Raw genomic sequence first — 23,206 nt, forward strand, 5'->3', positions numbered from 1 at the left:
TATAAATTATAATCATACCAGAATTAATTGTAAAAAAGAATCCAAAACAGTAGGAATTTTTCTAAAGAATCCGAATGAGGAATTATAAGCATCATTTAGCTTTGATATTATGTTGCCGGGAAGTTCTATTGGTCAGCGTCTTGTGTTGACAAGTTTTGGGGAGAGTCATGGAAAATCTATTGGAGCCGTTTTAGATGGTTGTCCTGCAGGATTAGAAATTGATGAAAAAGATATTCAAAAAATGTTAGATCAAAGAAAACCAGGGCAAAATATAATTTCAACTCAAAGAAAAGAAGGAGACATAGTAGAGATCATCTCAGGAATTTTCAGGGGGTACACAACAGGTGCACCAATAACAATGGTAATTTGGAACAGTGATCAAAAATCAAAAGATTATGAAAATTTGAAAACAAAACTCAGACCAGGGCATTCGGATTATCCAGCCATGATGAAATACAATCAATATAATGATCACAGAGGAGGAGGAAGATTTTCAGGAAGATTAACTGCAACACATGTGATGGGAGGTGCAATTGCAAGGAAACTTCTAAAAGTAACTTTAGGAATTGAAACAAATTCTTTCACATCACAAATTGGAAAAATAAAGATGGAAAGAGAATTTAATGAAAAAATGATTAATTCAATTTATAAAAACGAAGTAAGATGTCCTGAAGATAAAACAGCAAAAATAATGAGAGCGAGTATTTTGGATGCAAGAAAGAGAGGAGATTCACTAGGAGGAATAATTGAATCAGTTACGACAAACGTTCCAGTCGGATTAGGGGAACCAATTTTTAGTTCATTAGAATCAGATTTGAGTAAAGCAATGTTTTCTATTCCATCAGTTAAAGGAGTAGAATTTGGGTCAGGATTCAAAGGGTCGGAACTTTTCGGTTCTGAAAATAATGACCTGTATACTGTAAAAAGAGGTAAAATTGTAACCAAGACAAATAATTCAGGAGGAATTCTAGGAGGAATTTCAAATGGTATGCCAATTACAATGAGAATTGCATTCAAACCAGCATCATCAATTTCACAAAAACAAAGTACAGTAGACATCAAGACCAAAAAAGAGACCACACTCCAAGTGAAGGGAAGACATGACCCATGTGTTGTTCCAAGAGCCCCACCTGTAGTAGATTCTCTTGTAGCATTAACAATTGCAGATCATGCACTAATTTCAGGTCAAATCAAGCCTGTTTTGTAAGAAAATGTCAGATATTAACGATTTACGGAATAAGATGGACGAAGTAACTCTTCAGATGGTAAAGTTACTAAAAACTAGAACAGATATCGCAAAGGAGATTGGTGAAGTAAAGAAAAACATCGGCAAGGGGGTCACTGATGAAACACGTGAAGACAATCTTCGCGGAAAAGTGATTTCAGTATGTCAAGAGATAGGATTGGATGAAGAAATCGCTACAAAGTTTTTGAATTTTCTATTAAACGAATCAATCAAGGTTCAATCATCAAATAAACAAACTCATCTTTCAATATTTCTTAAAGCAAAGGAATTGGAACAACAAGGAAAACACATTATCCATATGGAAGTAGGAGAACCAGACTTTTTGCCACCAACAATTGTAAAAGATGCATTAGAAGAAGTGTTTGAGAAAGGATTTCTAAAATACGGACAAGCAAAAGGAATGCCAATATTTAGAGAAGCATTAGCAAAGCATGCAAATAAAAAATTTAATGCAAATGTAACTCTAGAAAACATCATAGTTAGTCCAGGTGCAAGATTCTCCATATTTACTGCAATAACAACTCTACTAAATCCAGGAGACGAGATGATTGTAATTGAACCCGCATGGCCCGCATACAAAGATTGTGCATTAAATTCAGGAATCAAAGTCAGAACGATAAACACATCTTTTGAAAACAAGTGGGAGCCATCCACAGAACAAATAGAAAATACAATTAATTCAAATACAAAAATGATAGTCTTGAACTATCCTAACAATCCAACAGGAAAAATTCTTCCAGAAAAATTACAAGATCAAATTATTGAAATTGCAAAGAAAAATAATCTGTATGTATTAAGTGATGAGATTTATTCTGAATATGTAAAATCAGAATGGAAAAGTGTTTTGAGTTATAATTATGAAAAAAGTATTGTAACACAATCATTTTCGAAATCCCATGCCATGACAGGTTTTAGAATAGGATATGCAATTGCAGATACAGAGATTATTGAAAAAATGGCAAAATTAGAAGCATTATGTCTAACTAATGTATCAGAACCAATTCAATACATTGCCATGAAAGCATTGGAAGCAGATACGTCCAACAATAATAAAACAGTCCAAAGTAGACTAGATGTGTTGATTCAAAAAGCAAATGAGATGAATCTAGATATTGTTGTTCCAGAGGGGGCAATGTACATCTTTGCTCGAGTCAATAAAGAAGGGTTTGATGGAGTACAATTTGCAAATAATACACTTGAAAGAGGTTTAGCAGTAGCTCCAGGAGAAGGATTTGGAGATTACAAAAATTTCATAAGAATTTCAGCATGTCAGGACGAGAAGACACTAATTGAGGGAATGAATATACTAAAGGATATCATGAGTGAAGATCAATGAAGAAAGTTACAGTTATTGGAGCAGGAGGGCAAATGGGTCAATGGTTTGCCAAATATTTTGCAGACAAAGGATTTGAGGTAACAGGTTTTGATTCAGAAAACAAAATTCCCGGCAAGGGAATAATACCATCAGATTCTCTAGTAGGAGCAATTCTCAAGGCAGATTATGTAGTCTTATGTACTCCAACAAGAAGAACACCAGAAATCATTAGACTAATTGCAAAAGAAATGAAAAGAGGAACATACCTTATTGAGATTTCATCTGAGAAATCCAAAGTTGTTTCATCATTATCAAAAATGCCTGCAAAGATCAATCCAATTTGCATTCACCCAATGTTTGGACCAGGAGTAAAAACAATAAAAGGTCAAAACATAATTTCAGTCCCAATCAAAGATGCAAAAAAAGAATTAACCGTAGCAAAATCATTGTTTGAAGGAGCTAATTTTGTTACAATTGATGCAGTTGAACATGACAAAAAGATTGCAGTCATTTTAGGATTAACTCATTTAATGAATTTGGTTTTTGCAAACATTGTTTCAAAAGATGAAAAAATGTTACTTACAGAAAAAATGTCAGGTACAACTTTCAGAGTTCAGAAAACATTAGCAGAAAGCATCATGACGGAATCCCCGGAATTAATTGAAACTATAATTGCAAATCCTGAAATCCGTAGAGTTGCAGAAGAGCTTTGGAAAGACATTGGAAGGTTACTAACAGCAGTTCAAGAATCTAAAACGGAAGAAGTTGTAAATTACATTAAAGATTGCCAAGATAGATTAGCAAAACATACAGACATCAATGAGTCTTACAAGAAACTAACAAAGATGGTCAAAGCCGTTGAAAAATAACGGGCATGCGCTCAACAAAGATAGTTACTTCTTTCATCAGAGACAATGAGAAATTATTAATTCTAAAACGAAGTCAAGAAGTCAAAACTATGAAGGGATTGTGGGCAGGGATAAGTGGAATTATAGAAAAAAATGAAGAGCCACTCAATAGAGCAAAAATTGAAATTTTCGAAGAGGTCGGAATTACAGAAAATCAAATAACTTTAGTAAAATCTGCTGAAGAGATGAGAATTAACTCACCACAATATCAAAATCATGAGTGGGAAATTTTTCCGTTTTTATTTGAAGCAAAAAACCCAACCATCAAACTCAATTGGGAAAATTCGGATTTTAAATGGATTAAGGTTGAGGAATTGAAAGATTATGAAACAGTTCCCAGTCTTGAAAAAGTATTATTCAATTTGTTGTAGATTTTCGTTTTCTTTTTCATATTTTTTTTGTTGAGGCAGCATCATGTAAACACATGCACCTCCGCACATAGTACAAGGAACATTATTACCAGGATGTTGTCCGGTTCTGCTGTGAATTTTTGCAGCTTCCTCAGGGTCAATAGATAATGCAAGTTGTTTTTCCCAGTCCAAAGTACGACGAGCTTCAGTCATCTCCATATCCCATTTAATCGCTTTATCACGAATTTTCACAAGATCACCTGCATGTGCTGCAATCCTATATGCAATTAATCCAGCCTTTACTTCATCAGCATTAGGTAATGCAAGATGTTCTGAAGGAGTAAGATAACATAGAAGATCAACACCTTCGCTTGCAGATACAGCTGCACCAATTGCACTTGCAATGTGATCATGTCCAGATGCAACATCAGTTACTAATGGACCAAGAACATAGTATGGGACATCTCCAATCAAAGATTTTGCAAGTCTGACATTTGCTGCAACTTCATTTAGAGGAACATGTCCTGGACCTTCAACCATCACTTGAACATCTTGTTCATGTGCACGCTTAGTCAATTGTGAAATATTGATCATTTCTTGAACTTGTAATTCATCATGGGAATCCAAGATAGAGCCAGGTCGAAGTGCATCGCCAAGGCTAAAAGTAACATCATATTTCTTAGCCATTTCTACAAGATAATCATAATGAGTCAAGTATGGGTTTTCTTTGTCGTGTTTTAGCATCCATGCAGCAGTAATAGTACCACCTTTGCTGACAACACCACCATATCTTTGAACTTTTAGAATTCTTTTTGCGATGTCTTTAGTAATGCCACAATGTATAGTCGTATAATCAACACCGTCCTTTGCATTATTTTCAAATGCATTTAGATAATCATCTTCAGTAAGGTTCAAAGGATTTTTGTGTACTTCAACACCATAATTGTATGCTTCATAAATTGGAACAGTACCAAAAGTTATTGGTGCAGTTTCTAACAAAGTTTTTCTAATATGCTTTACATCACCACCATCACTAAGATCCATCATAGTATCTGCGTGATATTTTACTGCAACCTTTGCTTTTTCAATCTCTTCTTCAAGATTAACATTTAATGTAGAAGTCCCAATGTTTACATTAACTTTAGTTTTCAAGCCTTTGCCAATTCCAACATTATGAATTTTTTGAGGTCGGCAATTATTACTTGGAATAATAATAGAACCCTTTGCAATTTTTGGAATTAGCCAGTCAAGAGTGACATCTTCATCTTTTGCAACTTGTTTCATTTCATCAGTTGCAACACCGCGTCGTGCGGCAGTCATTTGAGTTGCCATAGAATAATCTATACTTTTGCCTGATTTAAACAATCATAAAGTTACAGAACTTTATTAATCGCTTGAGATTTTATTTACAATATATTAAAAAACAGATCGACTTTAAATGGAATAATACGACATTATATCTTGTGAGAACTATCAGAGAATGCAGGCATTGTGGGAGAGAATTTTACAGTATAAAAGATGAATTTTGCTCATTTGATTGTGTGACCCAATCATCAGCATGAATTCAGTTCAGATTTAGTTCTTTTTGAAGTAAAGATTTCTCAGATCGGATTTTTGAAATTCTATCTAAAATAGGCTTGATTATACGCTCAGAATCAGGAGAATTTACAAAATTTTGTTTTATATCATAAACTCTTTGTGATAATTCCAGTTCAGCATTTATCAACGAAATGTATTCTCGTAGTTTTTGATTTTCAGATTTTAAAGAATTTATTTCAACCATATCATCTCGGAGGACTCCAGCTTTCCTCTACAGAATCAGCAGTGTTTCCAGTAACAAGATATTGTTTTCCACATTTGAAACATTGCCACAAAAATTTTCCTTCTTTTTTTGTTTGATATTGCATGGGCAATAAACATACAGTACAACGTAATTCTTCTGGAGGAGAATCATCAATCATTGGAATTTCAGTCATCAGTACAAAATAAACTTCAGACTATAAAACACATATGATAAAAATTGAAGAGTAAAACAAATCAAAAAGAAAAATAGATTAGTGTTCGAAATAAGAAAACAGTGTGAACATACTTTCTATTGGAGGATCTGATCCATCATCAGGGGCAGGAATTCAAAGTGACATTAGAGTATTTTCAAAATTAGGAGTACATCCGTTAACTGCAATAACTGCAATTACAAGTCAGAATACGTCAAAATTTGGAATTGTTGAACCAGTATCACCCAACATGTTAAAAAAACAACTAGATTCAATATTTTCAGATTTTAAAATTGATGGAATAAAAATTGGAATGGTGTATAACTCAAAAATTATTAAAATAATATATCATCAATTAAAAAAATTAAAAATTCCCATTGTAGTGGATCCAGTGATAAGATCAACAACAGGAGGATACCTAATAGAAAACAATGCAACAAAAGATTTTCAAAAATACATCATACCTCTTGCTACAATAATCACGCCAAACAAATCAGAAGCAGAATTTCTTACAAAAATAAAAATTTCAACAAAAAATACGCCTGAAAAAGTAGCAAAAATAATCCAAGGTATGGGAGCAAAAAATGTTGTAATTACAGGATTTGAAGAAAAGAAAAACAAGGTTTCAGATTTTGTGCTAGAGAAAAATAGAAAATATATCATTTCAGGAGAGAAAATTCCAAAAACCAACCATGGAAGTGGATGCATTCATTCAGCAGTGATAATACATTCACTTGCAAAAAAGAAAAGTGTCAAAGAATCACTATATTTTGCAAAGAAATTTACACAAAATTCAATAAAAAATGCAAAAAAAATTGGAAAAGGAATTGTAATTACAGATATACAAAGTAAGAAAGGGATTGAAGAAGATCTATCATCAGCAATTAACAAATTTACAGCCATGAAAGAAATTTACAAAAATATTCCAGAGTGTCAAACAAACTTTGTATTCTCAAAACAAAAACCAAGATCTACAAAAGATGTTTTGGGCATTTCAGGTAGAATTGTAAAAGCAGGAAAAAACGTGCTTGTTGCAGGAGATTTGAAATATGGAGGTTCAAAACATGTTGCAACTGCGTTATTATCAATGAATAAAAAATATCCAGAGATTTGTTCTGCAATTAATTTAAAATATCAAAATACAACGCTATCAAAAATTAAAAAATTAAAACTAACAGTTAGTAGTTACGATCGTAGTAAAGAACCCAAGAATGTAAAAATTCAAGGCTCTACAATTAGATGGGGAATAAATTCTGCAATCAAAAATTCAAAAACAATTCCAGATGTTATTTATCATAAAGGAGATTTTGGAAAAGAACCGATGATCATTGTTTTTGGAAAAACACCAAAGGATGTTTTAGAAAAAATATCAAAAATTAAAGGATGAAATTCCAGTATCAAATCATCCTTGAACATAAATACTCAAATACGAAATGATACTTGTGAAGGCAGTAATTTTAGCAGGAGGTTTAGGTACAAGATTACGTCCACTAACACTTAAAACTCCAAAACCTATGTTGCCATTAGGGAAAAAACCAATTCTAGAGCATCTAATTGACTGGAATAAAAAAAATGGTGTAAAGTCAATAGTGCTGTGTGTAAGTTATCGTAAAGAAAAAATTCAAGATTATTTCAAAGATGGAAAAAAATTTGGGGTCAATATAGAATATGCAGTTTCAAAAAAACCACTAGCAACTGCAGGTCAACTCAAAACAGCTGAAGAATTTATCGATGATACTTTTGTTTGTGTGTATGGGGATTCAATTTTTGATTTTAGTCTTAGAAACATGATAAAACAACACAAAGCAAAGAAAGCATTTACAACTATGAGCCTATATGAATACAAAACCAATTTGGAATATGGAGTAATCAATACTTCAAAGACAGGTAAAGTAACAAGTTGGGAAGAAAAACCAGAGATTAAAGCAAATATCAACATGGGATGTTATGTCATGGAACCAGGCATTTTGAAATACATTCCAAAAAACAAACCATACGGAATGGATGATGTAATCAAAAAAGCAATGAAGAATAAAAAATTAGTTAGTAGTTTTGTTACAAAAAAAGGATTTATGGATATTGGAAATAAAGAATCATACAAACAGGCAAATGAAGAATTTGCAAAGAAATCTAAAAAGAGGTAAAAAATGAGTGAACCAATAATAAGAAAATTAGGAATTGATGATTTGCAAAATGGATTTCTCACTACATTGGATTCATTAAGAAAGGCAAGTCATATTGACAAAGATAAGGCAGAAAAAATTTTCAAGAAAATTGATTCAAATCCAGATTATACAATAGCAGTTGCAGAGATAGATGGAAAGATAGTTGGATCTACCACACTATTGATTGAACAGAAATTCATTCACAATGGAGGATTAGTAGGTCATATCGAGGATGTAGTTGTGGACAAAAATTTCCAAGGGCAAAAAATTGGAGAGAAAATTATGAAATATCTTCTTGAAATTGCCAAAAACCAAGGCTGCTACAAGACAATTTTAGATTGCACTGAGGATGTCAAACCATTTTATGAAAAATTAGGATTTAAACAAGTTGCAAATGAATTAAGATTTGATCACGTTTAGAAATATTCTTTTTTTGGACGAGGTTTTCTGACTTTCATCAAACGTATTCCAAAATAAATTACAGGTGCAGATAATGCCATAAACAAAGGCGGCATAATCAAAACAGTATCTGTAATGTATGGTTCAGCAATTTTATCAATTAGAGTTTGAGAAAATGCCATTCCAGTAAGTAAGATAAGTCCATCTGCAATAAGCATGGCACCTATTTTTTTAGAACCATAATACTTTGACAAAATGAATGCAACTGCAGCTAAAATTCCTCCAGGTGCAATGGTTATTGAAATGAATTGAAGAAGTTTTGGATTTGCAAAATTATCAGGATCAATTGGAAGATCAGAAGTGTTAGGATCATCAAACATGAACATGTAAAGTGAACTAACTACTAGAACAAATAGTACAAAAAACGCAATACTTCCAAGTCCTAACCATTTTTCAAGTTGCATAATACATCAGATATTTAGTTGAATAATAAACTATTCAGAATCATACAATTCCAACTAGATTAGCTAGTTCTTTTCTACAGGCAGCACCAAGTTTTTCTGCAGCCTCTTCAGGAGAAACATCATTTAAGAAAATTCCATATCCACGTTCTAAGCCAGACCAGGATTTTGTGATTGGGTAAATTTCAATATGCCAATGAATCTGTCTACTATTTTTCTTCTCAGGAGAAAGGTGAAAGACTAGGTTGTATGATACATTTTTGATAGTTTGAGATAATCCCCCAAGAGTTGCCCTTAGAATTAGGGATAAATCATTGATTTCTTTTTGAGTGATTTTTGAGAAACTTGTTGTGTGTTTCTTTGGTGCAATCCAAAACTCATAAGGATAGGATGGAGACCAAGGGCAAAATGCGATAAAGCCTTCAGTTTGAAGAACCTGTCTAGGACCACTAATTTCCTCATTAACAGTCTGACACATTGGGCACACACCCTTTTCATTTAGAATTTTGTGGGATGCCTCTGCCTCCTCTTCAATGATTGGAGGTATTGTAGAGAATGTCAATATGTTAAGATGAGGATGAGGTGTGGTGCTACCAGAGAGTTCTCCTTGATCAGCATAAATTGAAACGTATGTTACTCCTTTTTGAGTATAAAGCCATCTTAATCGGTCTTGAACAACTACTAAAATGTTGGACCACTGTTCAGTATCAATTGTTGCAAAAGTATCTTTTTGGTTTGGAGAAGCAACAACAATGTAATGATATCCATATGCAGGTTCACTGTAAAATGGCCTATCACTGTAGGAGTTTTCAGTGTCAATTGATACAATTGGATTTTTGCTTTCAAAAACTCGGATTGACCATCCTTCAACAAATTCATCATCACTATCTTGTAATCTTTGTAGCATTCCATCTTTTGCAACAAGAGACAAAACAGAAGGATTTGTCATGGATTCATTTCCAGGAGCAAAAGGAGATTTTTTTGAATCTTTAACTTTGTCATCTTTTTTTGAGACAATCATGAAACGCTCAGAAACATAATCTTTGCGCATATCTCCCATAATTGTAATTAGAAGTAAATGTCTGTTAAAACGTTTACTAAGATCCAATGACATCTCAAATTAGAAAATATTTTTGTAAAAAATTTCTAAAAAATAATAAAATACGAATTTCATCAAAAAATACTTCTTTTCAGAAATTAAAAAAATAATGTTCATATTGTTTTGATCGCAAAATTTGTTGCAAGCTTTAAAGGAGAGCACTAGGTCTGGATTAAACAGAGGGAGATCATGGATAATTCTGATATTCATATGATTTACGTTCTTTTAGATGGTGTAGGAGACCTTCCACATCCAGATTTAGATGGAAAAACACCATTAGAGGCGGCAAATACCCCAATTTTAGACAAAATTGCAAGTAATGGGGCAATTGGCGAAGTGATTTCTGTAGGAAAAGGCATTGCACCTGAATCAGATATTGCAGTATTCAACATGTTAGGATACAAATTCAAACATGAAGATTATGCAGGTAGAGGAGTAATTGAGGCAATAGGAATTGGCATTGATTTTAAAGATGGAGATCTTGCATTAAGAGGAAATTATTCGACCTTAGATGAACAGGGAGTCATCATTGATAGAAGAGCAGGACGACATATTGAAAAAGAAGATGCAGATGGAATAGCAAAAGAGATTGAAGAGAAGATAAAGTTCTCAAATCCAGATACATCAGTGGTAGTGTCACCAACAATTGGTCATAGAGTGACGGTTAGAATTAGAAACAATTCAAAGAAATTATCATCAAAAATTACAAACACGGATCCAGCATATAGTAACATTGGAGGTATGGGAGTAGCAAAAGCTGTTGGGGATTTTTTGAAGATTGAAAAATGTTTACCTTTAGAAGATATTGAAGATGCAAAATCAACTGCAAATACAGTAAATGAATTCTCAGAACAAACAATAAAAATTTGTAAAGAAAGTCAAATTAACAAAAAACGAGAGGAGCAAGGAAAAAAGAAGCTCAGTTGTATTTTACTTAGAGATGCAGGAAACAAGTATCCAGATGTAATACCAATTAATGAAAAATATGGTATGAATTTTTCATGCATTGTAGATATGCCAGTAGAGTTAGGAATTTCAGAAGTACTAAAAATGAAAGCTTTTGAAGCCGGAGGATTAACTGATTATGAAGAAAAAGCAAGAGTTGCCGCTAAAGCAATGGAGACTCAAAATTCAATCTATGTTCATCTTAAAGGTCCTGATGAGTTCGGACATGATGGCGATGCCATAGGTAAAATGAAAAATATTGAGGAGATTGACCAAAGATTTTTCAAAACACTTGTTGAAAACATAGATACTAACAAAGTAGCAATAGTAATTTCAGCAGACCATTCAACGCCATGTATTAACAAAGGACATAGTGACGACCCAGTTCCAGTATTAGTGTCAGGAGACTTTATTAAAAAAGACGGAACAACAAGAATGACCGAAGAGCAAGCAAAGAAAGGAAGTATTGGTCTTCTTCAAGGTGCAGAAGTTGTCACAAAATCTTTAGAATTAATCAAATCTCAAACGTAGTTAACTTATTTTTTTGTTGCATTTCCATTGCTTTAGTTCTGATCATATCTACATCAATAGAATGATATGTAGAGGGAGAAGTTCCTAATTTCTCTAGTACCCTTCGAAGCATTCCAATTCCAATGCTCAATTCATCCTTTTGAGCATGTGCAAAAGCAACAGCCATTAGAATAATTCCTTGAACAATTTCTTTTTCTCGCCCAAAACATTTTTTCCAAACACCTTCAAATGCTTCATGACTTTCCCAGAATCTTTCATTGTTAAAATAGAATATTCCATCAGTGATTCCTTTTTCTTTATCTATTTCTTCTTCAAAGACATGGCGAATATTATCAATAGGACCAATTGGAGATAGTTTTTCAATTAATTTATCAAGATCTTCTTTTTCAACAGACACATCTAATTCAACAAATTTTTTGGCAATTCTGGCAACTCTGATTGAAGCATTCATGTCAGATGCCAGATCTCTTGCTTTGTAAACGACTTCGCGTGAATGTTCAGGACCATAACGAGTATTTTTTAAATGCAGCATGTATCGTTCCATAGTAGGATTTACCTCAGATTTTCTTAAATTTCTTATCTATTTCAATCAAGGTTTATATGAAATATCTAAAGGATTTTGGGTACATGTCCATAATTGAGACCGTTACAGACGTAGATAACACCTTCCTATCCAGAAGAGAGCTTACATGTAATTTTGCAGGATTGGCAGGAAAACTCAAAAAACTTGAGGCAGTAGACATGATTACTAAAGAATTCAAACTTGATGGTAAAGTAGTGATCCCAATGAGATTACAAACTCATGTTGGAAAGCCAATTGTAACAGGAACTTTCTTTGTTTATGAAGATGAGGGATTGGCTAAAAAACACGTAAACCCAACAATTTTCTCAAGATTAGAAAAATCAAAAGCAAAACTTGCAGAAGCCGAAGCAGCAGCACAAGAAGCTCCTGCTGAAGAAGCTCCTGCTGAAGAAGCTCCTGCTGAAGAAGCTCCTGCTGAAGAATCCAAAGAAGAGGAGAAAACTGAATAATGGCAGGTAAGAAAGGTTCCAGTCCAAATGTATATTCATACTACAAAGTAGACGGAGACAAAGTTTCAAGAATTAAAAAAATTTGTTCAAGATGTGGTAAAGGAGTTTTCATGTCTGAACACAAAGATAGACACACATGCGGAAAATGTGGATTAACAGAATTTAATCAATAAAATATTTTCAAATCAATATAATTTCTTTTTACGTATCTTAGAACTCTTTTCTTCTAATTGTTCAATTTTAGAAACAAATGCAGGATCAAGTTTAATTTTTGAAAGAGCATCTGCAGGTAATTTTACAGTGTTTGAATCTAAAGAAATGTTAGTTTTAGGAAGATTTCGATCAATCCAAAATTTTGTAACCTTATCTTCAAGTTTATAATCACGGAACCCAGCTGGAAATTTTTTTGTTATGTGATTTAACAATGTACGATCTTTGAATACAACTCTAGGTTCAAACAACCTAGTTTCGTCACTGTATACGTTTTCAAATAGATTTCCAGAGATTTCATCGGATAGCAACTCCATCTTTGAAATTTTTCTTATTAATTCTAAAAAATGTAGAAACTCATGTGCCAAAATTGCATGTATTGTACCTTTGAGACCATATGCCACCAGAGGTGCAGAAATTTGAATGACAACCTGAAATTTATCCTCAAATACAACAGGAATAGTTCTTGCAAATAAAATTCCATATTCATAAGAATTTGGATTAGGAGAAGAGATTACCAGAGAGGGTTCCACATATGCTACAGGATAACGTATTCCAGATGCTTTTTCAATTCTGTTAATTCCTGCAATAGTAATTGGAAAACGTTTGAGTGTAAGATCATACACATCATCAGGAATAATTCCTTTAGAATGTGCATCTTTGAAGCGTACTAGTGGATCCAATATCATCCCTCGACAATTTTGAATGTAAAAAGGTTGATTTGATTAAGATCTAGGTTTTCCAGATTTTGCTTTCTTTTTTCTTCGTGTTTCTGCTCTTTGATCAGCATGTCTTTGATGTTTACCTTTTTTTCTTATCGGCATGACATTTTGAAATATTCAGAGCTAGTTAATTGTTATCATTTTACTTCAACGTCATGAAAATCAAATTCAAGGCATTTACAGGGAATATTAAGAGTCTGACTTATTCCAGGAGAAACATCATCGCCAGTAACAAACCGTTTTACAGGTAAGCCGCCTTCAAACTTGAAAAATAATGTAAAAGAAGTATCGTCATGTTTCTTGTGTTTTATGGAAAATATTTTTTTCTCAGAGCGTTTTCCAGATTTCTCATAAACAACAATAGGGTTTTGAGTGAGATTTTTTAATTTCTGCAAAAGTTTCGAATCAATCTTTGAAGAAGTGGAAATTTTTGCCTCAACTGATGAATTAAATTTCAGAGGTTTTTTTGGAGAGTCAAGAACAATTTTCAGATTATTAACTTTGGTATGTTTTAGATTTACAGAAGATACTCTCAGATTTCGTTTGTGAGGGTTTTGAATTTTGACAAAAAATGGTCGTCCCGTACCCAAAACTAAGCTTGATTTATCCTCACCACCAATCCAGGTGAATTTAGCAGTGGTTCCACCTAATTTTTTAAAAAGAAATTGGGATATTTCTCCTTCAACACTATCATACTCAGTGATTCCATGAAAATCACAAATTCTACATCCTTTACCAGAACAATTTGAACAAGATTTTTGTTTTTGCAAAAAACCTCGTATCGATTTAACATATCTTCCAGATAGAGTCAAAGATTTGGATCTTATATCACAAGACTCATCTTTTAGATTGACAGTAAAAACAATTTCAGGATCCAAATAATCAAATGTTTTCTGGGTTTTTTTAGAAAACAGTTTTCCTAATTCTTTTGTGATATCAGTCTTTATTCCATCAATTCCTTTTAGTTTGTATTTAGACCGTACAATATCATCTCTGTCTATAATTGAGGGTTTTATTATTGCACCAACACTAAATGAAGAATAAGAGTAGGAAGATGCAGAATCAAGCATCATATTCAAAAAATAATTCAAATTATCAAATAGATTTTTACAAATGTAACATCTTTGAGCAGATTTTAAATTTTTCTTTAGTTTTTTTCCAAGAAGTTTGTTTGATGAAAGATGGAGTTGTTTTGAAAACAACCGTCCTAGACAATGTTCACATAAATCATATTTTTTTAATATTTGGTTTGCGATGGGAATAATTTTCTGATAAGTAGTCATTTTAGAGGGAAGATCGTTTTTACGGTTAGCCCAATCCCATTCTTCTAAGAGTGCCTTGCATCTGTCTACCTTTTGAGGCCTTCATCATATTCTTAGAATTTTTATAATTTTTCATCAATTCTTTAACTTCACCCTCAGGCCAACCTGAACCACGTGCAATCCTTTTGATTCTAGAGGAATTCAACAATCCTTCTGGGTCTGCCTTTTCTTGAGTAGTCATACTTTGAATAATGTATCTCCATTTTGAAACTCTATCTTCCATTTGATTTACTTGGTCATCTTTTACCATTCCAGAAAGACCAGGCATACTTTCAAGAATTCCCTGCAACGAACCCATTTTAGTTACTTCTTCTAACTGAGAAAGAAAATCTTCCATGTTCATTTTTCCACTAGAAATTCTTTTCATTCTATCATCATCACTTTCACTTTCCAAACGTTTTGCCAAATCCAAAACAGCTTGAATATCACCCATCCCTAACAGACGTCCAACAAACCTTGTTGGAGAGAATTTTTCTAAATCATCAATTCGTTCACCAGTACCAATGTACATAATTTGTGCACCAGTTGCAGCAGATGCAGCTAATGCACCACCGCCCTTTGCAGAACTATCTAGTTTTGTAATTATTACCCCACCGACAGGAATTGTTTTATGAAATGCTTCAGCTTGATTGAAACATTGTTGTCCAATTGTTCCATCAATTACAAGCAGTGCTAAATCAGGATCTGCAACTTTGTTAATTCTATCCATCTCTTCAAGAAGATCTTTTTCTTCTTTGTGACGTCCAGCTGTATCAATCAGAATAACATCCAATGGTTGCCCTTCAAAATGTTTTAGACCATTTTTTACAATACTAGGAGAGTCTTTGTTATTTTCTTCACCGTATACTTCGACGTTTGATTTTTCACACATTGTTTTTAGTTGTACTAATGCACCAGGGCGGTAGGTATCAGCTCCAATAACACCAACTTTGTATCCTTGCCTAGTCAAGAATTTAGCAAGTTTGGATGCAACAGTGGTTTTACCACTCCCTTGAATTCCAAGCAAAATGATTTTGTTTTGTTTTCCAGGTTTAAAATCAAATTCAGATTCGTTTCCAAGTAGATTTGCAAGTTCATCATATAGAATTTTGACAATGTGATCTTTTCGAGACAGGCCTGGAGGGGGAGTCTCATTGAGAGCACGTTCTTCCAAGTGTTTTGTGATTTCAAGTACCAATCTCACGTTAACGTCAGATTGTAATAGGGCTCTTTGAACATCCTTTGAGAGTTCTTTTATTAATTCCTCATCTATTCCTGAGGATTTTACAATCTTCTTGATTGCGTCACCTAAACTACTCTTAAGTCCATCAAGCATTGTAATTCAATTCCGCATCCACTATTTCAAACCTTCCTCTATAACCATCCCATTTTTTTTCTGCACGATTAATTTTGATCGAGTTAGAAAATAAAGGGCAATCAATTACAAATGTTTCAGCTTCACCACCTTCAAAATTTAAATTAAATCCAAACTTGTCAGAAAGTTTTCTTAAAGTTTCAATTTCAGAATGTCCAATTGTTTTTCCCAACCACGAATCATCCAATCCATCAGAAGACACAGTGATCATAATGAAAACAAAGTTTGCATCAAGTAAATCATTCATGTATTGTTCAGGCTCTAAACCCCACAAAGGTGCAACTACAGTCAAACCATATTTTGAGCAAACTTTTTCAAATTTTTCTTTTTGAAAATTACTTTTGATTCCACCATGTACTATTCCTTCAATATCATACTTATTTTTGGCAGTTTTTAGTAAATTTTCCAATAAAGAAAGTTCATCTTTTGTATCATTAGAATTAGAATCAATTGTAATTTGTGGAATTTGCATTGATTTTGCTTGTAGTTTTGTCCATTGTATATTTGGGTGATGAAGTAAGTGACTTTCGTCAGATTTTGTAAATACACTTAGAAGACATTTAATTTCATGCCCTTGTTTTTGTGCCAAATGTATAGCATAAGTGCTGTCTTTTCCACCAGAAAACAGAGAAGCAAGTTTCATTTTATAAAAAAATCAATCCAACAATTGTTTAAGTTTATTCAAAGGACGCTTCAACACTCATAATCGTCATCATAAATCAGACGGCTTTTCCGATAATCATCAGCATCCAGACTATGTCTTAATGCGCATGATTTTAGTTTTGTCCATTACAACCCAGTATTCTACATTTTGTCCGTTTTCTAGTTTTCCTTTAACTTCATCATCAATCAATGTAACATCAATTGTTTCAAAAGTTTCAGAATCCATTAGTTGAACAGTATCACCAGTCATGGAGATAATTTGTCCTACTTTTTTGTTAATCATAGGTACATGGATTTGCATGCTGACAGGTCCTACGTGTGGTCTTTTTTGACCATCAAAAATACCCTCAGCAACAATTCTGGCTTTTGCTGCACCGTGTTTTCCTGGTTTTGATGTATCATATTCTACGATTCTACATGGTTCGCCACTTGGTTGATCTGAATGTGGCAGTAAAATGTAAGACCCAATCTTTAATGAACCAAGATCAGAAGGTTTGCTCATGCAAAAATAGTTTTTGGTCGAATATTTAACTTTTCTACTTTAGTTGTTCTAAAATTGAAAGGCTCATCAAATTTGTCATTGCAAGGCCTTTTCTGTTAGCATCACGTCTTGTTTGATCACAGTATTTTTTAACACTTTGATGACTCTTTTCACTGGCAACTTCAATAACAATGATATTTTCAGAATAAGGGAATGTGAATTTGGAGGGATTTTTACAAAATGTTTCCATGTTTCCCATTCCTGCAGACTCGATTTGGTCTTTTTTTACCAATAAATGAGCAATTTCAGAAACATCGTCATCTTCACCATATTCCAAATAATAGACAGATACAAAATTGACATCCCCTAGAACTTCATGTTGGAATAGATCGTCTTTTACATTAAAGACAAAAGATGTTTTTTCTTGATTATTTTCAACAAGATCATCTGTAATTTTTGCACTGTCTTTGAATTTAGCTAAAAGATAATGGTTAGTAGAATCTGAAAAATAGGGTTTGCTTTCAGATGAAAATGTACCAGTAACAAAATACAATCTTTCAATATTTTTTGAGTTCAACCATAATTCTTTTAGTTCAATTGACTCATGGGTATGAAGATAAGGGGCACAAACATAACCAGAATAAGATAGTTTTAGTTCAGACATTAAACAATCAACATTTTTGAAGAGTATTTATGCTTATATTGATAAGTCGATCAAATCGCTACGATAGTTTTTTAATAGCAGTAAACTTCGTTTTTCTTGTCCCGTGGTAGCTCAGCCTGGTAGAGCTTCCGGCTGTAGTTGTTGGCTTTAGATGGCTGACCGAATAACAGCATATCAGGCATACAGAAACCGGGTTGTCGGTGGTTCAACTCCGCCCCGCGGGACCACATAATATTCTATAAAAAAATAATTGTAAAAATAATAAAAAGATAGACTAGGTTAAGAAAACATAAGATGAAATCTTAAATTAAAAATTCATTGTCTACTCTGTTTTTTTGACTTTTTGTGCTGCTGGGCCTTTTTTGCCTTCACCGATTTCAAACTCGACTTTATCGCCTTCGTTGATGAATCCGTCTACATCTGTTTTGTGAACAAATAGATCGTCTCCACCTTCTCTTTCAATAAAACCAAAGCCCTTAGTACGGTTAAACCATTTTACGGTACCTTGTTCCATTTAGTTTTGAAATGATTTCCTCACTATATTAACTAAGGTATTTAATTAGAAATCTTTTGGAATATGTCCATTTTCCTTTAGCCATTCAACTTGTGGAAGTGTAAATCTCCAAACAATGTCGCCTTTTTCAGCTTCGTTAAAGTCCCATGGTGCAATAATTACAATATCATTATCTCTTATCCAAACTCTTCTCTTTAATTTTCCTCGAATTCTACCGCGTCTTGTAACATTGTCGGTACATTTGATTAAGACATTTTCACCACCAAGCATCTTGAGAACTCTGCCAAAGAGTTCACCTTCTTCAGGAAGACGGATTTCTTTTAATGCACTTTCACTTTTAACTTGGCGCTTACCCATGATAGTAATTTACATTATTAGCATATAACTGATAGGTTTTTGATTTTCACAATAAGTTTTATGCGTTAAAATCAGAAAGAAATTATGGAATTCCATTGTATTGATGAGTGTTCTCAATGCTGCATTGAAAGAGAATACTATCCCAGTAAAAAATTTGGAAAGATTGGAGTGCTCATATTACCAGATGAAAAAGAAAGAATGGAAAAATTAGCAAAGGAAAATAATGTAGATGTCAAAATTTTACCTAGAATAGGAATTTCAAATGATAGAGACACAATTCCAACTAAAATTTTAGCATATCAAATGATGGGAATTGAAAAAAATGGAAATACTTGTCCGTTCTTAGATACAAAAAGTGGAAACAAATCACCCCATAATGGATTCCCATGTAAAATTTATGAGGATAGACCTCTTGCATGTAGAACATACCCACTAATTGAATCAGAACCAATCACACTTGATGAAAAATGTAAATTTTGTAAAGAGTTCAAAACAGCAAATGAGAATCTAAATTCTGAAATTGAGTCTTTGTTAAAAATCAAAGAACATATGAATACAGAGATGCCGTTTATTTGGAGATTTGCAACAGAGGTTGGAGAAGACCAAGATAGCAATCTGTTTGAAACTGGTTGGTTCTTAGAAGAATAGACATTCATGGCACAGGTATAGAATTAGCCAAAAATACAAAAGGCATGAGAATTCATAACAAGTATGAGTGAAGATGCTTGGTCTAATTTAGACAAAGTAGATCAAAAAATCATTGAAATTCTTAACAACAATGCAAGAACGCCATCAAAGGAAATTGCTTCAGAATTAGAAAAGTCAGGACATGATGTTTCGGACAGAACGATTAGAAAAAGAATAGAGCGTTTGGAGAAAAGTGGAATCATCAAAGGATACAAAGCAGTTCTAACAGATGTTTCTGGAATTAACAAGTATCAATCAGTTATGATGAAACTAAAACCATCAAAATCACTTGAAACAGTTAGAGATTCCATTATAGAATTTGTTAAAAAATTAAACAATTACGTTCTTGTTGCAAATATGGAAGGAGAGTGGAATATGCAAGTAATTGTACAAATTGAATCTGAAAAAGATAACACATCAGAAAAAATTGTAGAGAAGTTTTCTGAAGAGTTAATTGATTATAGAATTAATGAAATAGACATCAGAGAGGTAAACATTCTCAATATGTCACTTTTATTATTGTAGTAGAGCATATTCAGTTTCGGCTACATCTATTGCCTTTTTGACTTCATCAAGAGTGAAAGGTTTCTGTATAAATGCAGATACACCAGAACTAAGTGTTTTGTTTACACGTTCAGTAGTTTTTTCATCAGCAGTAATTACTACAATTTGCAAATCTAATTTTTCCTTAAGTAATTTTTCTGCAACAGCATCACCTTCTAGATCAGGTAACCCCATATCTAAAAGAAGTATAGGATGTTTTCCTTCAGAGAATAAATTTTTACATCCTTTAACACCAGTCTTGCCATTTTCAAAAACATGAATATCAGAGTAACCTAATTTTTCAACATAAGTTTGTAATTTTAGTGCTATAGCTTTACTGTCATCAATAATTACAATAGGTCTTGTAATTTGAAGAGGTTCTGAAAACATTGTTTTTGCCTTTTGATAAGTATCTCTTGCTTTGTCAAATTTTCCCAAACTCAAAAAACATTTAGAAGCACAAAGTAATGCACCCTTTACATTATCTGCATCTTTTTGTGTAGAATATTTCAAAAATAAATTTCCAGCTTCTGTGATTTCATTTTCAGATTCTTTTCCATGTTGTTTTTTACATTCAGCAGCTAACAAATACAGTAATGCAGACTTTACAGGTTCTGATTTTTTTACAGATTCAGCTTGATTGGTAAATAAAGTATGAGCAGTAATGAATTGTTTATTTTTTAGATGAGCTAATGCAACTTCACTGCCAGTTTTAACATCCAATATTCATCATAGTGTTTTTTGATTTAATAAGATTTACAATAATCAATTATGGGTTAATAACTGCACGTCCAAGGATCTTACGTGCTTTAAGATCTTCTAATGCAGTATTTGCTTCATCAAGAGAATATCTTTTTGAGATAACTGGATTGATGGTTCCTTTTCTTGCAAGCGCAAGTAATTCCACCATATCATTATAGTTTCCAGTGTATGCACCTTGAATTGTAATTGATTTGAGTGGAACAGTAACAAGAGACAACTCCAAAGAACCACCAAACAATCCAACTAAAACAAGATTTCCTCTTTTTCTCAATACTGTCAAACCAGTTTTTACTGTAGGAGGAGCATTAACAAAATCAACAACACTGTCTGCGCCCTTATCATTACATATTGACATTATTTTTTGAACAGTATCAGGATCTTTAGAATTTACAGTAAAGTGAGCACCCATTTCTTTGGCAGTTTCTAATTTTGCATCATCTAAATCAACACAAATAATTTTTGCATCAGTGATCTCACTAGCAATTTGAACACCCATCAATCCTAATCCACCAGCTCCAACAATTACAATAAATTCTGGAGAATTTTGGTTTGCTTTTTTGATAGCAGTGTATGCAGTAAGTCCAGAACATGCAAGAGAAGTTGCAGAATCAGGATCAACACCATCAAGTTTTGCTAAATATTTAGAATTAGGAACTAAAACATAATCAGAATAACCACCATTTTGAAATAATCCCATTGATTTTGGAGTATCACATAGATTTTCATTTCCAACTTTACATGCAGGACATTCACCACAACCCATCCATGGAAAAACTAGTACATCATCACCTACAGAAACATTAGAAACATTTTCTCCAATTTCTTCAATAGTTCCAACAATTTCATGACCAGGTGTTACAGGATACTTTACACCTCGATCAGTAACTTTCAAAAATTGACCATCCCCAAGATCATATCCACCCTCCCACAGATGCAAATCACTATGACATACACCCTCAGATTTTACCTTAAGTAAAACTTGAGTTCCAGAAGGTTTTGGGTTTTCAGATTCAGATATCGTAAGAGGTTCATTTGGACCTGGAATTCGAGCAGATTTCATGAAATGACTTTTGTGATTAACAATATAAGAGTTGACTGGAAATGAGAAAAAAATAGAGCCCTTAGATATTATTGAATAGGAAGAGAATATTTGTGTGAGTGAGTCACCTACACCCGATAGTATTTCTCAAGAACCAGTAAACATTCTCTTTAGTCCTCAATCAGTTGTTAAAAAAGACGTGTGGGAGATTGATTTAATCCAAATTTTGAATTTATTAATAAAAATTCTTGAAAAATCAGGTAAGAAAGATCTCAAAGTAGCAGGAATGGCAGCTTTATCATCATCACTGATTTACAGAATGAAAGTTGAAAGTATTTTTGCATTACAACGAGCAGCAATGCAGAAAAAACCAATGCACCAAAGAACAGATGTAGATATTGATTTAATCGACATGCCATACAGACACGAATCAACATATCCAGTATCATTAGATGATTTGTTAGGATTATTACAAAATCTGATTGGTACAATTGCAAACCCTCAATCAAGAAGAAATAGACAGGTGGAGATCGAGCCAATCGAAGCACCAGACTTTCAAGAATATTTTATTTCACTTGAGAGTATAATTGGAAAATACGAAGACTTGGTTATGAAAAAAATTGCAAGTACAGGATTTGGATTACTCCAAAATATAATTGCAGAATTAGACGCAGTAGATTCAATCAGATGTTTCTTTGCAATATTGTTTTTGGCAAGAGATCAAAAAGTGGATTTAGAGCAAGTTGAAGATGATATTAAAATCACAATGATAAAAGAAGAATTAACAAACTGATCAAAAATGAAGAAAGGGTTTCTTTAACTATATTTTCAAGGATGGACAAATAATTGGCTAAAATCGAAAACATGGATGAGGCAACAGCTAGGGTAGAAGCTGCACTTTATTCAGCAGGCAGACCTCTACGAGTAGAAGATATTATTAGAGCCTCAGGCACAGAGTCAAGAACAAAGACATTAGAAATTCTTCAAAACATTATGAAAAAGACAAAGTCTGCCTTTAAAGCACTTGAAGTAGTCATACTTCCGGATGGATCCTATGTAATGCAACTAAAACCAGAATATAGCGCCACAGTCAAAAGATATGCTTCAAAACCAGTTCTTCCAAATGCCACCCTTAAGACATTATCATATATTGCATATCAACAACCAATATCATCAAAACAACTTGTAGAAGTTAGAGGTTCTGGAGTTTATGCACATTTGAAAGAACTAAGACAACTAGATTACATAAGTCATCAAAATGTTGGCAGAATCAAAATTTACACTACAACAGAAAAATTCCAAAAATATTTTGGAATTCAAGGAGATGTTGAAGATCTAAAACAGAGATTATTCTCAAAGGTAAGAAAAACTGCAAGTGCAAGACATACAAATCCTGTACCTCAAATAGCATCAGAAGTAAACTAAGCAAATTTTTTAGTTTAA

Annotated in this window: 30 protein-coding genes and 1 tRNA gene; 15 read left to right on the forward strand and 16 right to left on the reverse strand. The window is 33.1% G+C overall.

Features of this window, described 5'->3' with window-relative positions:
• Positions 1-109 precede the first annotated feature (109 nt).
• From aroC to Nisw_RS02145, 4 genes are read left to right on the forward strand one after another with little or no spacing between them, the layout of a single operon-like run.
• The gene (gene aroC, locus Nisw_RS02130; RefSeq protein ID WP_141976105.1) at positions 110-1,207 is read left to right on the forward strand and encodes a chorismate synthase; all 1,098 of its coding nucleotides are present in this window, start codon (positions 110-112) and stop codon (positions 1,205-1,207) included.
• A 4-nt stretch (positions 1,208-1,211) separates the two neighbouring features.
• Positions 1,212-2,582, forward strand: coding sequence for an aminotransferase class I/II-fold pyridoxal phosphate-dependent enzyme (locus Nisw_RS02135; protein ID WP_185736648.1), 1,371 nt, complete (start codon positions 1,212-1,214; stop codon positions 2,580-2,582).
• A complete protein-coding gene (locus Nisw_RS02140) occupies positions 2,579-3,430 on the forward strand; it encodes a prephenate dehydrogenase/arogenate dehydrogenase family protein (RefSeq protein ID WP_141976109.1) in 852 nt (283 codons plus the stop codon). Before Nisw_RS02135 ends, Nisw_RS02140 begins: the two co-directional genes overlap by 4 nt.
• 5 nt (positions 3,431-3,435) lie before the next feature.
• Positions 3,436-3,840, forward strand: a complete 405-nt coding sequence (locus Nisw_RS02145) for an NUDIX domain-containing protein (RefSeq protein ID WP_141976111.1) — start codon at positions 3,436-3,438, stop codon at positions 3,838-3,840.
• On the opposite strand, the gene thiC is transcribed toward Nisw_RS02145, so the two are convergent.
• The 3 genes from thiC to Nisw_RS02160 all read right to left on the reverse strand — a co-directional run bounded on the left by thiC (position 3,823) and on the right by Nisw_RS02160 (position 5,795).
• The gene (gene thiC, locus Nisw_RS02150; protein ID WP_141976113.1) at positions 3,823-5,151 is read right to left on the reverse strand and encodes a phosphomethylpyrimidine synthase ThiC; all 1,329 of its coding nucleotides are present in this window, start codon (positions 5,149-5,151) and stop codon (positions 3,823-3,825) included. The genes Nisw_RS02145 and thiC overlap by 18 nt on opposite strands.
• A 232-nt stretch (positions 5,152-5,383) precedes the next feature.
• Complete coding sequence (locus Nisw_RS02155) at positions 5,384-5,602, reverse strand: hypothetical protein (protein ID WP_141976115.1); 219 nt, start codon at positions 5,600-5,602, stop codon at positions 5,384-5,386.
• A gap of 1 nt (position 5,603) precedes the next feature.
• Positions 5,604-5,795: a hypothetical protein gene (locus Nisw_RS02160; protein ID WP_141976117.1), complete on the reverse strand. Its 192-nt coding sequence runs from the start codon at positions 5,793-5,795 to the stop codon at positions 5,604-5,606.
• A 103-nt stretch (positions 5,796-5,898) separates the two neighbouring features.
• On the opposite strand from Nisw_RS02160, the gene thiD reads away from it, so the two are divergent.
• From thiD to Nisw_RS02175, 3 genes are read left to right on the forward strand one after another with little or no spacing between them, the layout of a single operon-like run.
• Entirely contained in the window at positions 5,899-7,200 is a 1,302-nt protein-coding gene (thiD, locus tag Nisw_RS02165) for a bifunctional hydroxymethylpyrimidine kinase/phosphomethylpyrimidine kinase (RefSeq protein ID WP_141976119.1), read from the forward strand.
• A gap of 55 nt (positions 7,201-7,255) precedes the next feature.
• Positions 7,256-7,957 carry a nucleotidyltransferase family protein gene (locus Nisw_RS02170; protein ID WP_141976121.1) on the forward strand — a complete coding sequence of 234 codons (702 nt, stop codon included), beginning with the start codon at positions 7,256-7,258 and terminating at the stop codon, positions 7,955-7,957.
• A gap of 3 nt (positions 7,958-7,960) precedes the next feature.
• The gene (locus Nisw_RS02175) at positions 7,961-8,398 is read left to right on the forward strand and encodes a GNAT family N-acetyltransferase (protein ID WP_141976123.1); all 438 of its coding nucleotides are present in this window, start codon (positions 7,961-7,963) and stop codon (positions 8,396-8,398) included.
• On the opposite strand, the gene Nisw_RS02180 is transcribed toward Nisw_RS02175, so the two are convergent.
• Together Nisw_RS02180 and Nisw_RS02185 are read right to left on the reverse strand one after the other, a co-directional pair.
• Complete coding sequence (locus Nisw_RS02180; RefSeq protein ID WP_141976125.1) at positions 8,395-8,841, reverse strand: hypothetical protein; 447 nt, start codon at positions 8,839-8,841, stop codon at positions 8,395-8,397. The genes Nisw_RS02175 and Nisw_RS02180 overlap by 4 nt on opposite strands.
• Before the next feature lie 40 nt (positions 8,842-8,881).
• The gene (locus tag Nisw_RS02185; protein WP_141976127.1) at positions 8,882-9,898 is read right to left on the reverse strand and encodes an HIT domain-containing protein; all 1,017 of its coding nucleotides are present in this window, start codon (positions 9,896-9,898) and stop codon (positions 8,882-8,884) included.
• Positions 9,899-10,126: 228 nt separating this feature from the next.
• On the opposite strand from Nisw_RS02185, the gene Nisw_RS02190 reads away from it, so the two are divergent.
• Positions 10,127-11,413: an alkaline phosphatase family protein gene (locus Nisw_RS02190; protein WP_185736649.1), complete on the forward strand. Its 1,287-nt coding sequence runs from the start codon at positions 10,127-10,129 to the stop codon at positions 11,411-11,413.
• Here Nisw_RS02190 and Nisw_RS02195 read toward each other — a convergent pair.
• Positions 11,397-11,957: a DUF309 domain-containing protein gene (locus Nisw_RS02195; RefSeq protein WP_141976129.1), complete on the reverse strand. Its 561-nt coding sequence runs from the start codon at positions 11,955-11,957 to the stop codon at positions 11,397-11,399. The two genes, Nisw_RS02190 and Nisw_RS02195, sit on opposite strands and share 17 nt — an antisense overlap.
• 83 nt (positions 11,958-12,040) lie before the next feature.
• Here Nisw_RS02195 and Nisw_RS02200 point away from each other — a divergent pair, with 83 nt between their 5' ends.
• Both Nisw_RS02200 and Nisw_RS02205 read left to right on the forward strand, forming a co-directional pair.
• On the forward strand, positions 12,041-12,445 hold the full coding sequence (locus Nisw_RS02200; protein WP_141976131.1) for a hypothetical protein: 405 nt from the start codon (positions 12,041-12,043) through the stop codon (positions 12,443-12,445).
• The gene (locus Nisw_RS02205) at positions 12,445-12,618 is read left to right on the forward strand and encodes a 30S ribosomal protein S27ae (protein WP_141976133.1); all 174 of its coding nucleotides are present in this window, start codon (positions 12,445-12,447) and stop codon (positions 12,616-12,618) included. Before Nisw_RS02200 ends, Nisw_RS02205 begins: the two co-directional genes overlap by 1 nt.
• A gap of 12 nt (positions 12,619-12,630) precedes the next feature.
• Here Nisw_RS02205 and Nisw_RS02210 read toward each other — a convergent pair whose 3' ends face one another.
• From Nisw_RS02210 to Nisw_RS02235, 6 genes are all read right to left on the reverse strand, one after another.
• Positions 12,631-13,344, reverse strand: a complete 714-nt coding sequence (locus Nisw_RS02210; protein ID WP_370510670.1) for a hypothetical protein — start codon at positions 13,342-13,344, stop codon at positions 12,631-12,633.
• 170 nt (positions 13,345-13,514) lie between these two features.
• Positions 13,515-14,660, reverse strand: a complete 1,146-nt coding sequence (locus tag Nisw_RS02215; protein ID WP_141976136.1) for a tRNA pseudouridine(54/55) synthase Pus10 — start codon at positions 14,658-14,660, stop codon at positions 13,515-13,517.
• A gap of 25 nt (positions 14,661-14,685) precedes the next feature.
• Positions 14,686-16,014 carry a signal recognition particle receptor subunit alpha gene (locus Nisw_RS02220; RefSeq protein WP_141976138.1) on the reverse strand — a complete coding sequence of 443 codons (1,329 nt, stop codon included), beginning with the start codon at positions 16,012-16,014 and terminating at the stop codon, positions 14,686-14,688.
• Entirely contained in the window at positions 16,007-16,696 is a 690-nt protein-coding gene (locus Nisw_RS02225) for a diphthine--ammonia ligase (RefSeq protein WP_141976140.1), read from the reverse strand. Before Nisw_RS02225 ends, Nisw_RS02220 begins: the two co-directional genes overlap by 8 nt.
• A 111-nt stretch (positions 16,697-16,807) precedes the next feature.
• On the reverse strand, positions 16,808-17,218 hold the full coding sequence (locus Nisw_RS02230; RefSeq protein ID WP_014962830.1) for a translation initiation factor IF-5A: 411 nt from the start codon (positions 17,216-17,218) through the stop codon (positions 16,808-16,810).
• A 34-nt stretch (positions 17,219-17,252) separates the two neighbouring features.
• Positions 17,253-17,861 (reverse strand): hypothetical protein, encoded by a 609-nt coding sequence (locus Nisw_RS02235; RefSeq protein ID WP_141976142.1) that lies wholly within the window; start codon positions 17,859-17,861, stop codon positions 17,253-17,255.
• A 100-nt stretch (positions 17,862-17,961) separates the two neighbouring features.
• Here Nisw_RS02235 and Nisw_RS02240 point away from each other — a divergent pair.
• A tRNA-Tyr gene (locus tag Nisw_RS02240) sits at positions 17,962-18,088 on the forward strand.
• Between the two features lie 95 nt (positions 18,089-18,183).
• Here the strand turns inward: Nisw_RS02240 and Nisw_RS02245 are convergent.
• Positions 18,184-18,375, reverse strand: a complete 192-nt coding sequence (locus tag Nisw_RS02245; protein ID WP_014962828.1) for a cold-shock protein — start codon at positions 18,373-18,375, stop codon at positions 18,184-18,186.
• A 45-nt stretch (positions 18,376-18,420) separates the two neighbouring features.
• Positions 18,421-18,732: a translation initiation factor eIF-1A gene (locus Nisw_RS02250; RefSeq protein WP_012214909.1), complete on the reverse strand. Its 312-nt coding sequence runs from the start codon at positions 18,730-18,732 to the stop codon at positions 18,421-18,423.
• A gap of 84 nt (positions 18,733-18,816) precedes the next feature.
• Here Nisw_RS02250 and Nisw_RS02255 point away from each other — a divergent pair, with 84 nt between their 5' ends.
• The gene (locus Nisw_RS02255) at positions 18,817-19,380 is read left to right on the forward strand and encodes a YkgJ family cysteine cluster protein (RefSeq protein ID WP_141976144.1); all 564 of its coding nucleotides are present in this window, start codon (positions 18,817-18,819) and stop codon (positions 19,378-19,380) included.
• A gap of 63 nt (positions 19,381-19,443) precedes the next feature.
• The gene (locus Nisw_RS02260) at positions 19,444-19,944 is read left to right on the forward strand and encodes an Lrp/AsnC family transcriptional regulator (protein WP_141976146.1); all 501 of its coding nucleotides are present in this window, start codon (positions 19,444-19,446) and stop codon (positions 19,942-19,944) included.
• Here Nisw_RS02260 and Nisw_RS02265 read toward each other — a convergent pair.
• Positions 19,936-20,685, reverse strand: coding sequence for a response regulator (locus Nisw_RS02265; protein WP_141976148.1), 750 nt, complete (start codon positions 20,683-20,685; stop codon positions 19,936-19,938). The two genes, Nisw_RS02260 and Nisw_RS02265, sit on opposite strands and share 9 nt — an antisense overlap.
• Positions 20,686-20,731: 46 nt before the next feature.
• Positions 20,732-21,784: an alcohol dehydrogenase gene (locus Nisw_RS02270; protein WP_141976150.1), complete on the reverse strand. Its 1,053-nt coding sequence runs from the start codon at positions 21,782-21,784 to the stop codon at positions 20,732-20,734.
• 94 nt (positions 21,785-21,878) lie between these two features.
• Here Nisw_RS02270 and Nisw_RS02275 point away from each other — a divergent pair, with 94 nt between their 5' ends.
• Complete coding sequence (locus Nisw_RS02275; RefSeq protein WP_141976152.1) at positions 21,879-22,556, forward strand: chromosome segregation protein ScpA; 678 nt, start codon at positions 21,879-21,881, stop codon at positions 22,554-22,556.
• Between the two features lie 53 nt (positions 22,557-22,609).
• The gene (locus Nisw_RS02280; RefSeq protein WP_141976154.1) at positions 22,610-23,188 is read left to right on the forward strand and encodes an SMC-Scp complex subunit ScpB; all 579 of its coding nucleotides are present in this window, start codon (positions 22,610-22,612) and stop codon (positions 23,186-23,188) included.
• Positions 23,189-23,206: the final 18 nt, after the last annotated feature.

Origin of the sequence: Candidatus Nitrosopumilus sp. SW (assembly GCF_006740685.1) — an archaeon.
GTDB lineage: Archaea > Thermoproteota > Nitrososphaeria > Nitrososphaerales > Nitrosopumilaceae > Nitrosopumilus.